The organism is Paraburkholderia sp. GAS82 (assembly GCF_050436285.1).
Classification (GTDB): Bacteria; Pseudomonadota; Gammaproteobacteria; order Burkholderiales; family Burkholderiaceae; genus Paraburkholderia; species Paraburkholderia phenazinium_B.
Window position 1 is genome coordinate 542,229 of the sequence record NZ_JBNDLX010000004.1, and the last position, 15,017, is coordinate 557,245.

Here is a 15,017-nt window from a genome sequence, read left to right on the forward strand (position 1 = left end):
TGCGACGTTACCAAGCGCCGGACCGGCAGGCAAAAGATGGTTTTTCAAGGGGTGTTGAATATCCTACAATACCCTCCTATGTCCAATATCCCTCCACTGTCGGCGTTGCGTGCGTTCGAGGCGGCGGTTCGGCTCGGCGGCTTTGCCCGCGCGGCGGTCGAACTGAGCGTGTCGACCAGCGCCGTGAGCCATCAGATCCGCAGTCTGGAAGAATCGCTGGGCACCCGTCTGCTCGAACGCAGCACAGGGCTGGGGGGAATTCGCCTGACACCGGCAGGTTCGAACCTGATGCCTTCGGTCAGCAACGCGCTGGCGCTGCTCGAGGACGCCTGTTCGCAGATCAAGGGGGTCTCCAGACGGCTGACCGTCTCTGCTAACGCATCGTTTTCGACAATGTGGCTGGCGCGCCGTCTCGCCGAGTTTTCTTCCAGCCATCCTGATGCCCCACTGAACGCCATCATTCAGGATGGCGAACCAGAATTCGCCCGCCACAGCATCGACCTCGCCATCCTGCACGTATCCGAACGCGCCCTGCGTCCCGATGACATCGTGCTGTTCCGCGAAGAGGTGTTTCCGGTCTGCAGTCCCGATCTGTATGAGTTCGCCTCTACGAGAGTTTGCCGTTGCCGTCTGCTGCAGGAAACGCACGAGGATTTCCCTGAGATCGATTGGCGCAACTGGTCAGCGGAGTTCGGGCTGCCTGGCGATTTCGAAACCAAAATCGTCCGCTATAGCAGCTTCAGTCAGGTGCTGAGTGCTGCCGTTGGCGGTGCGGGACTCGCGCTTGGGCGCTCGCCGCTGATCGACGCGGAATTGCGCAGCGGGCGTGTGGTGCGGCTGTTTCCCGACCGCTCCCGGCCGGCGTCGTGGTGCTTCGTTCTGCGGCGCGGACCGACGCGCCGGCATCGCAAGCTCGACGCGTTAATCGAGTTTCTCTGCTCGGAGGCGACCGTGCCTCCGATGCACACGCTGGTTGCAGCGAGAGCATAGCCTCAAGGCGCCCTCAGCCGCCAAACGACTTTCCCATAGGCCGAATCCTGATACCTCGCGCGAGCCGCTTCCATGGCAAGTCGGCGGGATCTGCCGTCATCGGACCCGGCGCCTTCGCGACCAGCACCGTGTGCGCGATCGGCTGGAAGTCGGCCCGAAAATGCACGGAGCTCTTGTTCACCAGTATTTTCATTTGCTCCGGTTCGATGCCCGCGACCCGATAGAGATTGCGATCGAGCATCTGTGCCTTGGTCGAACTTACGGCGATGCGCACCCCCCCTATCTTCAGGCAGGCCACCGGGCCCAGCTCTACCTGCATGCCGTGCATCATCGGACCATCGTAGCGGCAGCGGCCGTCGGAAAGTGCGACGACTTCGAATGTGCCAATGAAAGGAGCATCGCCCGGCGTTCCCGAGCGGCCTCCCAGTGCCAGCTCCAGCGTTGCGCCCACGCCCGCTGCGTGTGCCTGCGCGGCCGCCTCAGGGTCCCAGATCAGGCCGAGCGCGGCATCCTGTGCGCCGTTGTCGAGCAGCGCGCGCAGCATGCCGGTCGTGTTCGAATCGGCGCCGGCGCCGGGATTATCCTGCGTGTCCGCGATCACCACGGGCTTCTGCGCCGTTGCACTGAGGCGGATCGCTTCAGCCACGGCAGCATCGGGCGACAGGAACGGCACCGCCCATTGCGCTTCGTTGCGCAGCATTGTGTCGTACAACGAATCGACGGCGTCGCGCACCGCTGAGGCCTCCTCACCATAACCCCAGATGACAGGCCCGCATTCCGGAAAATCAGCGGCGGGAAAGCCCGGCGCGAACGACAGCGAGACGACCGGTCCCTGCTCCAGCGTGCCGAGCGCTTCGTACATCGAGCGAGCCGGTTCGAGCATCGTGCACATGCCATTGATCGGAATCAGGAACGGCAGACGACGGGCGGCTCGTGCAAGTGGCTTGCGCTCGTCGAGCAAGCGCACCAGCAGGCGCTCGGCCCGCGCGCCCGTGTCGGCCATGTCGACATGCGGATAAGTCCGGTAGGCGACGAGCGCATCGGCGCTGGCAAGCATGCGCTCGGTCACGTTCGCATGAAGGTCGAGCGAAGCGACGACCGGCACAGACGGACCGACCTTGGCACGGATGCGTGCGAGCAGTTCGCCTTCGCCGTCGTCCACATGCTGCGCCACCATCGCACCATGCAAGTCGAGGTAGATCGCGTCGAAGCCACCCTCGCCCGCTGCCGCCACGATCTCACCGACGATGCGTTCATAGGCGTCTTCCGTCACCTGCGCGGAAGGACTCGCGGCGGTCCAGATGACGGGCAGCAGCGTGTGCCCTTGCCGCTCGCTGGCCTGGATAAAGCCGCCGATCGGCAGGTTGACGTCGCGTATCGCGAGCACAGCGTCGCCTCGCGCCATCGGCGGATGACCCTCGCCACGTACGAAGCTTTCATAGGTCGCCGGGGACGGCGCAAACGTGTTGGTTTCGTGCTGGAAGCCAGCAATCAGGATCTTGTATGCCAAGTTCGTACTCTCCATTAAAGACAGCGCACCAGCGCGTGCATGGGATCAGGCCCGGGCACGCTGAGCGACGACCTCCGTGCGCGACGGCAAGCGGATCGCCAGCAGCAGGCCCGCGCCGAGCGCCAGCAACGCGACCATCACATATAGGCCAGCCTGCAGGCTGCCGGTCGCGGTCTTGGCCCAGCCGATGATGGTCGGGCTCAAAAAGCCGCCGAGCAAACCGATCGTATTGATCAAGGCAATACCGCCCGCAGCGACATCGCCTTTCAGATAGTCGGATGGAATGGCCCAGAAAACCGTGTAGGAAACCCACATCGCCGCCGTGGCGATGGTCATGAAAATGAGCGACAACGCAAGCTGACCGCTCGCCAGCGTCGCGATAGCCAGTGAGATCGCCGCGACAAGCGCCGGCACCGCGCTGTGCCAGCGGCGTTCGCGATAGCGATCCGAGCTACGTCCTCCTAAATACATGCCAATCACGGCAGCGATGTAGGGAATCGCCGAGTACAGGCCGATCTGCATGGTGTCCGTCACCTTGTCGGCCTTGATGATGGTCGGCAACCAGAAGTTGACCGTATAGATGCCGCAGATCACGCAGAAATAGCCCAGCGCCATCAGATAGACACGGGGGTCGCGCGCCACCTGAGCAAATGAATGATGCGCGGCGGCAGGTGTACCCAGGCTCGCCGTGTGTGCGCGCTTCTCTTCCGCCGACAGCCACTTCGCGTCGCCCGGCCGATCGACCAGGAAGAACCACGCCACCACACCGAGCACGATGCACGGCAAGCCTTCGACGAGAAACATCCATTGCCAGCCGGCGAGTCCGAACGCGCCGGCGAAGGTCGTCATGGTCCACGCCGATAGCGGCCCACCCACTACGCCGCTGAGCGGGCCGGCAATCATCACGGTCGCGATCGCGCGCGCCATGCGCTCCTCGCCGTACCAGTAGGTCAGGTAAAAAATCATCCCCGGCGCGAAGCCGGCTTCGAATACGCCAAGCAGAAACCGCAACCCGTAGAACATCGGCACGTTGTGGACGAACAGCATCGATGCGGATGTAAGGCCCCACAGCACCAGAATGCGGCTGATCGTTTTACGCGCGCCCAGTTTCGGCAGCAACAGGTTGCTCGGCACTTCGAACAGCACATAGCCGAGGAAGAAGATGCCCGCGGCGACGCCATAGACCGCGTCCGAAAAGTTCAGATCGGTCTGCATCTGCAGTTTCGCAAAGCCGATGTTGAGGCGGTCGAGACAGGCAAACAGGTAGCAGATCAGCAGAAACGGCAGCAGACGCAGATTGAGCCTGCTGTAGAGCGCCGTGGTCTGGTCTGCGCTCGGATTCGATGGAATGGCGGACACGGACGATCTCCGGAGAAGGGTCGTAGGGGACGGCTGAGGCACCGAATCATGGTCGGCAGCCAAAAACGGGATAGCAAGAGCAACTAATGTGAAGTAACGTTGCTCAATGGGCAACGGTCAGGAAAGGACCCGACAATGCGAGAGATCAATCAGCGCCGGCTACGCTACTTCCATGAAGTGCTGACCCACGGCTCGATCCGCGGCGCAGCGGACCGGCTGAATACGGCGGCTTCGGTGATTACGCGGCAGATCAGGCTGCTGGAGGAGGAAATCGGCGCACCGCTGTTCGAACGCCGTGCTCGCGGCGTCGCGCCAACCGAAGCGGCGCTGCATCTGGTCGAGTTCTGGCGTGGCTGCCAGGCGCAGCAGGAGCAGTTCGAACAGCGGTTACAAGCACTTCAGGGCTTGCAGCAAGGCCATGTGCGGCTCGCAATAAGCGAAGGGTATATCGACGGCCTGATGGACGAAGTGCTCACCGACTTCTGCGCGCAGTATCCGCAACTCGACATCACGGTCGACGCGCTGCCCGTCAACGATGTGGTCGGCGAAGTGGTGGAAAGCCGCGCGCACATCGGGCTGGCTTACAACCCGCCGACGCATCCGGACATCGAGTATCGTGCGACGTCGTCGCAGCGGGTGGAGTTGCTGGTCCACGCCGGCCATCCGCTCGCGCTGCGTGGCGGACCGGTGAGCGTCAGCGAAATGCTTCAGTGTCCACTCGCGCTGATGCCGCCCGCGTACGGACTGGGCCAGGCCGTGCAAATGCTCGCGTTCGCCGAAAATATCCCCATCCGGGCAACGGTTTCCACCAACTCGCTGGCGGTGATGAAGCGCTTCGTCAAGAAAGGCAATGGCGCGACGCTGATTGGGGGATTCGCGGCGATGCGTGAAATCGCCAGCGGCGAGCTGGTTGCATTGCCGATCGATCACCCGCTGTTTGCATCGGCGAAGGCTCGTTTGCTGATCCGGGGCGGGCGGCCGTTGAGTGCCGCGGCAGATGAAGTGCTGAAGTGGATGGTGAGCCGGATGTCCATGTTTAATCCGGCGGGTGCGTCAAGGGCTGGGGGCTGAGGCGTTCGCCTTTGCGGCGACGCTTCAGCGGCGAGGCAACGGCTTCCATTCCCGTTTGAGGAGCCCATACACCGAGGAATCCGATACCTCCCCGTCCACGATGCAATCTTCACGCAGCGTGCCTTCGTGCACGAACCCGAGTTTCTCCAGCACGCGGCCCGATGCCGTGTTGCGTGTATCGGTCTCGGCCTGAACACGGTTCAGGTCCAGCGTCTCGAAGGCCCATTGCAACAAAGCGTTCGCTGCTTCAGTGGCGAAGCCCTGGCCCCATGCCACGTCATCGAGGCAATAGCCCATCTTCGCGCTGCGATAGACCGGATCCCATTTGCCCAGAGAGCACCAGCCGATGAACACACCGTCGGCGGCCCGCTCGATGGCCAGCCGCGCGCCGGTGCCTTCCCGCTCAATCTGCCTGCAACCGGCGATAAAGCGCTCCGCTTGTGCGCGATTCTTCCAGGCCGGCGCGTCCCAGTAACGCAGCACGCGCGGGCTGCTTTGCAGCGCGAAGATAGCGTCCATATCGGCGTCGGTGAACGGGCGCAATAGCAGGCGGGCGGTATGCAGCGTCGGGGTTGGCAAGGACATGTGTGAGGTGTGTATTCGTCGAGTTCGATGTGCACGGAGTTCTCAAACCCGAAACGGAAGGTTACTGGCACCTACGTGCCAGGCGGCCAGTGGGGGGGGCCGTCCTGTTAGTGAAGTCTAGGCAAACGGCAGCGGTCCCTCAAAGCGCCCGATGTAGCACAAGTGCGAAACCGCGGAGCCCGCCGGGTCTGCCCAGCGATGCAACATAAATGCAGGCGGTTCAAGATAGGACGCCGGCTCGGCGTCCGGTTCGACGCGCAGCGCGATCTGCGTCGTCGTGCTCGGACACGTCAATACGGGCACAGATCCAACGCGCGTCTGCATCGAGCGGTGAACGTGACCTGCGACGATACGGTCGATATTGCCGTATCGAGACACGAGCTCGGCGAAGGCGCCAACATTTCGCAGGCCGTACTGATCAAGATACGGTATGCCGGTGATGAACGGCGGATGATGCATCGCGATGACGACCGGTCTATGCAAGTTTTCAGCAAGTTCCCGTTCGAGCCACGTGAGCGACGCGTGGCTTAGTTCACCGTGGTGGAGACCCGGCACGCTCGTGTCGAGCGCGAGAATCCGCACTGCGTCCACGTCGATGCCAAAGTGAAGCTCGCCTTCGGCAGGCAACCACAAGTGATCGTCGAAGGCGGCGCGCAAATGGTCCCGGTCATCGTGATTGCCGGGCATTACGGCAAACGCATGCTTTAACGGCGCGAGCAATTCACGCAGTGCCTCATATTCTTCGGGAGATCCCTCGTCCGTCAGATCACCAGTAATCAGCACGAGATCAGGAACGGGATGCAGCCGGTTGAGCGTTTCGATCGCGTGCGCGAACATCGCATTGGAGTCTACGAGATCCTGATAAAGCATTCCTCGCGGTCGAACATGAATATCTGAAAGTTGCGCGATCACTGTCATGGATACCCTGCTCTCCGGTCACGGTCTGTTGGAGGAAGACAATTCGATGTTGCGTGAAGGCTAAGCGACCAAAAATCGTTTGTGGCAAGCCAGTGCGCGGTAATCCAACGTCCATCGCGACTGCCCACATCCGCAGAGACGACACTCCGCGCTCCGGCGGGTTCCATTGGTCTAAAGTCGCTCCGCCAAAGCCGCAGCAAAAAAATCCGTCGCACGACGTACGCGTGCAGGCACAAATCGACGCTTCGGCCAGATGAGGCTCACATCCCGGGCATCGCTTATATATTCGTCGAAAATGCTGATCACGTCCGGATCCAGGAGCTCATCGGCAAGAGAGACTTTGGCGAACAGGCCAATTCCAACCCCGGCCAGCACACCTGAGCGAATCGTTTCGACGCTGTTGGACGAGAGATTTCCACGGACGGCCACACTGAACCGGCCTTGCGGCCCGACGAACGGCCAGTTCGCCGATTCGATCAGGCCTCCATATAAAAGGCAATTGTGATCGACGAGCTCGGCGGGGGTCTTCGGCATTCCGTGTTGCTCGAAGTAACGACGGGAGCCGACGCACACGAGCGGAGTGCTGCCCACGCGCCTGACGACCGCATCGGGATCGTCGACCGGGCCCACACGAATCGCCAGATCGATCCGGTCTTCCACCATATCTCGTACGAAGTCCGAAAGAATCAGATCGACCTGAAGGCCGGGATTCAGCGCCAACAGGTCGGGGATAAGCGGAAGAATGTGCAGGCGTCCGAAAGTTCCGGACGCGGCGATCCTGATCAGGCCGGATGCATTGAGCGTGCTGCTGGTCAGTTCGCTATCGGCTTCATCCATCTCGTCGACCAGCGGCTTGGTCCGATCGTAGTATCTCTGCCCTTGGTCCGTCAGCGTCACGCTGCGCGTGCTGCGGTTGAACAGCATCACGCCGAGGCGCTTTTCGAGCGCACCGATAGCCTTACTGATGGCGGACTGCGATTCGCCCGTTCGACGCGCCGCGGCGGAAAAGCCCCCCGCTTCGACAACAGCGATGAAGGCGTTCAATTCGTGAAACCGGTCCATTGCATCTCTCCCGTTTAACCCATTCTCTCTGAGAATGGATCTTATGGGAAATCGGCGGATTATCATCGCCGGCGATGACAATTACCATGAACTTGTCAATCACGAACAGGCAGAAGGTTTCAATGTCCACACTTACAGGCAAGATCGCCGTCATTAGCGGCGCAACGACCGGTATCGGTCTGGCGACGGCCAGGCGCTTTGTCGCTGAAGGCGCGCACGTGTTTATCTTTGGCCGTCGGCAGGCACAGCTCGACGAGGCCGCCAGACTGATCGGTCGCAACGTGACGGCTATCAAGGCCGACGCTGCGAATCTCGATGACCTCGACCGTGTCGCTGCGGCAGTCAAAGAAGAAAAGGGTGTCGTCGACATCATCGTGTCGAACGCGGGCTTTACGGAGCAGGCTCCGATCGACACCCTCACGCCCGAGCATTTCGACAAGGCGTTCAACCTCATGGCCCGCGGCCCCGTCTTCATGGTGCAGAAGCTGTTGCCGATGATGACAGGCAGCGGATCGATCATTCTGGTCTCGTCAGCCATGCATCAGATGGGTATTCCTGGCCACACCGCTTACGCGGCGACCAAGGCGGCATTGCGTTCCTATGCCCGCACCTGGGCTGCGGAATTTAAGGATCGCGGCATCCGCGTCAACATGCTCAGCCCCGGCGCTACCGACACTCCGATTCTCGATTCGCAGTCGGACACTCGCGAGAATCTCGTGAAGATGTACCAGGGCATGATCCCGCTCGGTCGACTCGCCCAGGCCGAGGAAATTGCCAGCGCGGCTCTATTCCTCGCGTCCGATCAGAGTTCTTACGTGACGGGCTCGGATCTGATGGCCGATGGCGGCATCAGTCAGGTCTGACACCAGAGAAGCGCCTCCAGGGCGTTCCGATACATCAAGGAAATTTCAATGAGCTATGCAATCATCGGGCTTGGCAAGATTGGCACGGCCATCGCCCAGGCATTTTCCCATCAGGACATCGAAGTAATCGTGGCAGGGAGACGACCGGTCGATGCGCTCGCGGCGAAGATCGGTCCGTTACTCGTGCCCCAGCGAATCGAGGACGCGGTCAAGGCGGACGTCGTCATCCTGGCCGTGCCCTTCGGCAATCACCGGGACATCGGGCGGGCTGCCGCCAACTGGGAAGGGAAGATCGTAATCGACGCAATGAACGCGTACGGCGTGCCTCCAGAGGAACTTGGCGGGTTGCCGTCGAGCGCTGCGGTGGCGAAGTCGTTTCCCGGAGCGAAGGTGGTGAAGGCCTTCAACCATCTGCCTGCTGCCACCCTGGCCCAAGGGGCGACGACACGGCAAGGCGGCCGGCGGGTCGTGTTCGTCTCCAGCGACCACGACGACGCTAGCGCCTCGGTGGCGGCCCTGGTCGATCGCCTGGGCTTCGCCCCCATCGAGCTTGGGAAGATCGGCGAAGGCGGTCTGCTCGTTCAGGCTCGCGGTAATACGTGGGCACAACTCATTTTCCAGGACCTGACAAAGTTCGACTGAGGTCATATTCCGGGAACCGCTCCGCACACGCTTGCCGCACCTGTTCGCTAACCGCGGGCCACTGTCCGTCCAAAGGTTGGCGGAACAGACGAATCGTCCCGGGATACCAGGGCGAGTCACTGCGTTCGTGCATCCAGCGCCAGTCGACCTCCTCTGCCGGCAGCATCACCCAGCAAGACGTTCCCACTGATGCTGCGAGATGCGCGATCGACGTATCCACGCAGATCACAAGATCGAGTTGCGCGACGATCGCGGCGGTGTCGGCCATGTCCGCGATGTCGGAGCCGAGATGCAACAGGGGTTGGTCGACCGGTGGTGCGGCAGCTTCATCCTCGCCCTCCCCCTTCTGCAGACTCACGAAACTGATTCCCGGCACACTCCAGAGCGGAGCCAGCATCGCAAGCGATCGCAGCGAGCGGTGCGCATCGCTCTGATGTTTGGCGTTGCCTTTCCATACGAGACCGATCCTTCGACCCGGCGGCAGCCCCGCGAGGCGCACACGCCAGGATTCGACGAGGGACGGGTTGGGCTTCAGCCGCATAGGCGATGGAATAGTTTCAAGCGTCGTACCCAGATACAGCGGCGCGCTCAAGAGACTCGTCCAGTAGTCGTAACAGGCCGCCTTGGCCCGCCCCGCTTCGTGACTCAGCACCGCATCGACGCCCTCAGCCCTCGCGAAGAGCCGCTGCAGCGCCGGCGCGCAGACAAACGCGACCTCCGCCGCTCCTTGCGCCTTCAGCAGCGAAAAGTAGCGCCCAAAGTGAATCGCATCGCCAAGACCACCTTCCTGCCAGACCAGCAGCCTTTTTCCCGCCAATGCTTCGCCACGCCAGCGCGGACGGCCAATGATCTTCTGCGTCCTGTGCTGGATGGAGTTGGGGTCCTCGTGACGCTCCTCGTATAGCTGCCATCCTTCTTCGAAGCGTCCCATGCTGATCAGCAGTGTAGCCAAGGCAAACTTCGCAACGTGATAATCGCCGTGGATAGCAAGTGCATCGCGGTAGGCATCCTCGGCTTCCGGCAGGCGGCCCAGCTCCTTCAATACATTGCCGAGGTTGCTGTAGCCCATGACAAAGCCCCGGTTCATTTCGACTGCCCGTTGATACGCTTGCGCAGCTTCGCGCCAACGGCCAAGCGGCCTCAGCACGACGCCCAGGTTGTAATGAAATTCGACGCGGTCAGGGCGAAGCAGCGCAGCCTGCCGATAAGCCGCCTCAGCTTCGGAGAAGCGCCCCTGGTCCTGCAGCAACGAACCAAGCTGGTTGTGGACATCCGCGAGATGGGGACGGACATGCAGCAATTGCCGAAACAGTGCCTCCACCTCAGGCAAGCGGTTTAGCTTTTTCAGCAGCGTGGCGAGGTTTAAGTACGCATCCACGAAGCCTGGGTTCGCAGCGATCGAACGGCGCCAATACGACTCGGCATCGTCGAACCGGCCCAGACCGAGCGAACTGACCGCTGCGATCTGCAACGCCTCAGCAAGCTGGTGCTCCGCTAACGGCGGCTCCATCTCGAGCAGCGGCGTCACCTTCGCGAGCGCGTCCGTGAATCGTGCTGCCTGGTCCGGATGCGCTGTCGACAAGTCATCGCGCGTGCTGGAGGGATCGCTTGTGGAGGATGAACTCATATCTGTTCAGAGAAATCAGGTTGCGACGCTTCGTGCTCGCGGCGGATAGCGTCCGCAGCGAGATGATAATCCTATCGGCTGCAGGCCGATCGCCTGGTGTATGTCACCTTCGCGTTACCTGCGCGCCATTCTCGTGCCATCATCGGTGTCAAAAGTTCGAACCGCAAGCGATGATGTTATTTGTGCGCGGCGTATGTGCTATACATGCCGACGGGTCGAACATAACGACAGAGACGCAATGAAGACGAGGTCGATCGGGTTGTCGGCATGGCTGTGCGTGTTGGCGTGCACCGCGTTCGTCGCGGCGACGTCGTGCTGGTTCGTGCATCCGCTCTTCGCGGCAACGGCTGTCGCGGAAGCGCCCATAGCACCGCCGGCGGCCGATGAAACGGCCACGCTTAAACGCGGCGCGGAACTGGCTGCGATCGGCGACTGCGTCGTGTGTCATACCGCGAAGCATGATGCGCCCTTCGCGGGCGGCCGTCCGCTCGATACGCCGTTCGGTGTGATCTATTCCACCAACATCACGCCCGACCGCCAGACCGGCATCGGCGCCTGGTCCCTCGACGACTTCAAGCAGGCGATGCGGCGCGGTGTCTCCCGCGACGGTCATCTGCTCTATCCAGCCTTTCCGTACCCGCACTTCACACATATGACGGATGCCGACATCGCCGCGGTCTACGCGTATCTGATGTCGCGCGATGCGGTGCAGGCCACCGCGCCTGCCAACCGTCTGATGTTTCCGCTTGGCTTTCGTCCGTTGATCGCGGTATGGAACCTGTTCTTCCTGAACCAAGGCGTCGAACCGGATGATGCGTCCTTTGCTGCGGCGGCAACGTCAACCTCGACGCCAACCGCATCGCACGAAGAACAGCTATTGCGCGGCCGATATCTGATCGATGGGCCAGCGCATTGCGCAGCGTGCCACACGCCGATGAATCTGCTCGGAGCCGAAAAGCGCGATGAGGCATTCGACGGAAACGTGATCGAAGGCTGGCAAGCACCCGCGCTGACCACTTTGCTGCGCGCGCCTAAGCCGTGGACACACGATCAGTTGACCGCGTATCTGCGTACCGGCCTAGCTGATCAACATGGCGCGTCGGCTGGGCCAATGCGGCCGGTCACGCAGTCTCTAGCGGATGCGTCCGATGCCGACGTCGACGCCATGGCCACCTATCTGCTCTCGCTGCAGACAGCAAGCGCTACAGCATTGACAGACGCGGCACCGCAAGAAGCACAAGCGCAAACTCAAACCACCCCGCCCGACAACATGCACGTGCAAAATGGCGCCGTGCTCTTTAGCGCCACGTGCGCATCATGTCACGCAGCCCATGCGCCGATGACGACCTTTGGCGACCGGCCATCGCTCGCGCTGAGCACAGCCGTCAATGCGCAAGACCCACGCAATGCCCTGCGGCTGATTCTCGACGGGATTCCTAACGAACGTGGCACGAGCGGCCCCTACATGCCGGCCTTCGCCGGCACGCTCACCGACGCGCAGATTGCCGATCTCGCCGCGTACCTGCGTGCCAACTTCAGCAGCCAACCCGCATGGAGCCTCGACGCAGCCAACGTCGAGAAACTGCGTCAGGAGACCAGCGAACCATGATGACACTCGTCGTGAATGGCGTACCGCATCAGCTCGATATCGATCCATCGACGCCGCTGCTCTACGCCTTGCGCAACCAGCTCGGCCTGCACGGCGCCAAGTTTGGTTGCGGTCTCGGCCAATGCGGTGCGTGCACGGTGATCGTCGGCGACGAGCCGGTGTTCTCGTGTCTGTTGCCCGTCGCAGCGGTCGGCACACGTCCCGTACGCACGATCGAAGGACTTGGTACCGTGGACAAGCCCGGCAAGCTGCAACAGGCGTTTATCGACAGGCAGGCAGCGCAGTGCGGCTACTGCATCGCCGGCATGGTGATGCGAGCTCAGGCGCTGCTCGAAAGGGTCCCCTCACCCACCGACGAACAGATCCGCGCACACATGGAGCCGAACCTGTGCCGCTGCGGCACGCATATGCGGATACTCGCAGCGATCCGTGAAGCGGGGCAACACGCATGAGCAACGACACACCCACCGCACCCGACAGCGTCAGCCGCCGCCGCTTTCTCGCGGCGGGCAGCGTGATGGTCGGCTTTACGCTGCTGCCTGCGGCGCGCGCGCTCGCGCAGACCACCACCACCGAAGCCGGCACCTTCACCGCGTCCGCGCCGAGCCTGCCGGGCAGTCTGAAAACGGCGCCGATGCTCGACGCGTGGGTCAAGATCGACGAGACGGGCCGCATCAGCGTGTTTACCGGCAAGGCGGAACTCGGCACCGGCATTCGCACTGCATTCATGCAGATCGCCGCCGAACAGTTCGGCGTGATGCCCGAACACATCGCGCTCGTGACCGCGGACACTAACTCGACACCGGATGAGGGCTACACCGCAGGCAGCCATTCGACGGCCGACAGCGGCACCGCAATCGCCAACGCCACGGCTCAGGTACGAGCGCTCCTGCTCGAGGCAGCGGCCGCTCGATTGAACGTGGACGTTGCCGCGTTGACGACCCACAACGGCGAAATCGTCGCCGCCGATGGCCGTCGTCTCACATTCGGCGAAGCTGTCAGCGGCGTCAATCTGCATCGCAATGCCCAGCCCGGCGTGCCGACCAAAGATCCCAGTACGTATAAGGTGATTGGTCAGTCGTTTCATCGGGTCGATATTCCGGGCAAGGTAACCGGCGCTCCGCGCTATGTGCAGGATATGAAGCTGCCCGGCATGGTGCACGCGCGTGTGGTGCGGCCGCCGTCGTACGGTGCGACGTTGAAGCCGGTAGATGTGACGTCGGTACGGTCGATGCCAGGTGTGATCGCCGTCGTGCAGGACGGCAGTTATCTCGCGGTCGTGGCCGACGATGAATGGCGCGCCATCACCGCCATGCGCGCGCTGACAGAGCTCGCGCAATGGCAAAGCGGGCCGCCGCTACCGGCACAGGCGACGATTCACGAGACGCTGGAAAAACTGCCCGCGCAGGAAATCTCGGTTGCCAACACGCAGGGCGCAGCGCCGCCCGCAGCGCAGACACTACACGCGCGCTTTACCAAACCGTATCTGACGCACGGTTCGATCGGTCCGTCGTGCGCCGTGGCATGGCTCAACGATGGACAGATGACGGTCTGGACTCACACGCAAGGTGTCTTCCCGATGCGCAAAGGGCTGGCCGAGATGCTGTCGATGCCGCCTGAGCGCGTGCGCTGCATCCATGTCGAAGGCTCCGGTTGCTACGGACACAACGGTGCCGACGATGTCGCCGCCGACGCCGCGCTGATCGCGCGCGCCGTGCCGGGCAAACCGGTGCGCGTGCAATGGATGCGCGAGCAGGAACACACGTGGGAGCCGTTCGGACCGGCGATGTCGAGCAACATTTCTGCGTCGCTGGATGCGAACGGGCAGATCGTCGACTGGAAGTACGAACTCTGGAGCAACACGCATAACAACCGCATCGAAAATGCCGGGCGCTTCATGCCGACATGGTCCCTTTCGAAACCCTTCACGCCCGCGCCACCGAAGCCGATTCCGATGCCGGAAGGCGGTGGCGACCGCAACAGCATTCCGTTGTATCGCGTGCCCAACCTGTACGTGCAGCATCATTTTTTGCCCGACATGCCAATCCGTGTGTCGGCGATGCGTTCGCTCGGCGCGTATCACAACATCTTTTCGATCGAAAGCTTCATCGACGAACTCGCGCTTGCTGCGCATACCGACCCGGTCGCGTTTCGGCTGAAGCATCTGGACGATCCGCGCGCGCATGCCGTGATCGAGCGCGCGGCGCAACGTTTCGGCTGGCCGCATCTCGCACACTCGGGCGCACCGTCGCGTGGCGTCGGCTTCGCCTTCGCGAAGTACAAGAATCTGATGGCGTACTGTGCACTGGCCATCGAAATCTCGATCGAACGCGAGACCGGTTACGTGACGATAGAACGCGTCGCGAGCGCGCTCGATTGCGGACAGATCGTGAATCCCGACGGCGTGCGCAATCAGATCGAAGGCGGCATCCTGCAATCGGCCAGCTGGACGCTGTTCGAAGCCACGACCTTCAACGAGCACAACATCACGAGTTTCGACTGGAGCGCCTATCCGATCCTGCGCTTTTCTTCCGTGCCGAAAGTACTCGATGTCGATCTGATCGACCGGCCGGGCACGCCGTTTCTCGGCGTTGGCGAAGCATCGCAAGGGCCGATGTCAGCGGCACTCGCGAATGCGATTGCCAACGCGACCGGAAAGCGCTTCAGGGATTTGCCTTTATCGCCGGAAAAGTTGCGCGCGGCGTTGCGGGTCTAATACCGGCGTCTTCAAACCAGAGCAATACGCGACGAGCTCGCGCAACCCAAAGAGGCGTTGCGCGA

At 62.1% G+C, this 15,017-nt stretch carries 13 protein-coding genes; 7 read left to right on the plus strand and 6 right to left on the minus strand.

The features are described from left to right. Nucleotides 1–78 precede the first annotated feature (78 nt). Complete coding sequence (locus tag P3T17_RS15780; RefSeq protein WP_074265155.1) at nucleotides 79–990, plus strand: LysR family transcriptional regulator; 912 nt, start codon at nucleotides 79–81, stop codon at nucleotides 988–990. Between the two features lie 13 nt (nucleotides 991–1,003). Here P3T17_RS15780 and P3T17_RS15785 read toward each other — a convergent pair whose 3' ends face one another. Then, a complete protein-coding gene (locus P3T17_RS15785; RefSeq protein WP_429407742.1) occupies nucleotides 1,004–2,500 on the minus strand; it encodes a M81 family metallopeptidase in 1,497 nt (498 codons plus the stop codon). A gap of 45 nt (nucleotides 2,501–2,545) precedes the next feature. Next, nucleotides 2,546–3,859, minus strand: coding sequence for an MFS transporter (locus tag P3T17_RS15790; RefSeq protein ID WP_074265157.1), 1,314 nt, complete (start codon nucleotides 3,857–3,859; stop codon nucleotides 2,546–2,548). Nucleotides 3,860–3,994: 135 nt separating this feature from the next. On the opposite strand from P3T17_RS15790, the gene P3T17_RS15795 reads away from it, so the two are divergent. Continuing rightward, nucleotides 3,995–4,930, plus strand: coding sequence for a LysR family transcriptional regulator (locus P3T17_RS15795; protein ID WP_074265158.1), 936 nt, complete (start codon nucleotides 3,995–3,997; stop codon nucleotides 4,928–4,930). A gap of 24 nt (nucleotides 4,931–4,954) precedes the next feature. On the opposite strand, the gene P3T17_RS15800 is transcribed toward P3T17_RS15795, so the two are convergent. The 3 genes from P3T17_RS15800 to P3T17_RS15810 form a co-directional block, all read right to left on the minus strand. After that, nucleotides 4,955–5,515: a GNAT family N-acetyltransferase gene (locus P3T17_RS15800; RefSeq protein ID WP_074265159.1), complete on the minus strand. Its 561-nt coding sequence runs from the start codon at nucleotides 5,513–5,515 to the stop codon at nucleotides 4,955–4,957. A gap of 117 nt (nucleotides 5,516–5,632) precedes the next feature. Beyond that, nucleotides 5,633–6,433, minus strand: coding sequence for a phosphodiesterase (locus P3T17_RS15805; RefSeq protein WP_429407745.1), 801 nt, complete (start codon nucleotides 6,431–6,433; stop codon nucleotides 5,633–5,635). Between the two features lie 171 nt (nucleotides 6,434–6,604). Then, the gene (locus P3T17_RS15810; RefSeq protein ID WP_429407907.1) at nucleotides 6,605–7,495 is read right to left on the minus strand and encodes a LysR family transcriptional regulator; all 891 of its coding nucleotides are present in this window, start codon (nucleotides 7,493–7,495) and stop codon (nucleotides 6,605–6,607) included. Nucleotides 7,496–7,617: 122 nt separating this feature from the next. On the opposite strand from P3T17_RS15810, the gene P3T17_RS15815 reads away from it, so the two are divergent. Continuing rightward, nucleotides 7,618–8,358 (plus strand): SDR family NAD(P)-dependent oxidoreductase, encoded by a 741-nt coding sequence (locus tag P3T17_RS15815; protein ID WP_429407746.1) that lies wholly within the window; start codon nucleotides 7,618–7,620, stop codon nucleotides 8,356–8,358. A gap of 48 nt (nucleotides 8,359–8,406) precedes the next feature. Further along, the gene (locus tag P3T17_RS15820) at nucleotides 8,407–9,000 is read left to right on the plus strand and encodes an NADPH-dependent F420 reductase (RefSeq protein ID WP_429407748.1); all 594 of its coding nucleotides are present in this window, start codon (nucleotides 8,407–8,409) and stop codon (nucleotides 8,998–9,000) included. Here the strand turns inward: P3T17_RS15820 and P3T17_RS15825 are convergent. Then, a complete protein-coding gene (locus tag P3T17_RS15825; RefSeq protein WP_429407750.1) occupies nucleotides 8,969–10,627 on the minus strand; it encodes a tetratricopeptide repeat protein in 1,659 nt (552 codons plus the stop codon). The two genes, P3T17_RS15820 and P3T17_RS15825, sit on opposite strands and share 32 nt — an antisense overlap. Before the next feature lie 238 nt (nucleotides 10,628–10,865). On the opposite strand from P3T17_RS15825, the gene P3T17_RS15830 reads away from it, so the two are divergent. Genes P3T17_RS15830 through P3T17_RS15840 form a run of 3 tightly spaced genes read left to right on the plus strand, consistent with a single transcriptional unit; the run spans nucleotide 10,866 to nucleotide 14,952 of the window. Beyond that, nucleotides 10,866–12,236 (plus strand): cytochrome c, encoded by a 1,371-nt coding sequence (locus tag P3T17_RS15830; RefSeq protein WP_429407752.1) that lies wholly within the window; start codon nucleotides 10,866–10,868, stop codon nucleotides 12,234–12,236. Then, the gene (locus tag P3T17_RS15835; RefSeq protein ID WP_074265166.1) at nucleotides 12,233–12,688 is read left to right on the plus strand and encodes a (2Fe-2S)-binding protein; all 456 of its coding nucleotides are present in this window, start codon (nucleotides 12,233–12,235) and stop codon (nucleotides 12,686–12,688) included. The genes P3T17_RS15830 and P3T17_RS15835 overlap by 4 nt, the downstream gene beginning before the upstream one ends. After that, nucleotides 12,685–14,952, plus strand: coding sequence for a molybdopterin cofactor-binding domain-containing protein (locus tag P3T17_RS15840; protein ID WP_429407754.1), 2,268 nt, complete (start codon nucleotides 12,685–12,687; stop codon nucleotides 14,950–14,952). Before P3T17_RS15835 ends, P3T17_RS15840 begins: the two co-directional genes overlap by 4 nt. Nucleotides 14,953–15,017 lie beyond the last annotated feature (65 nt).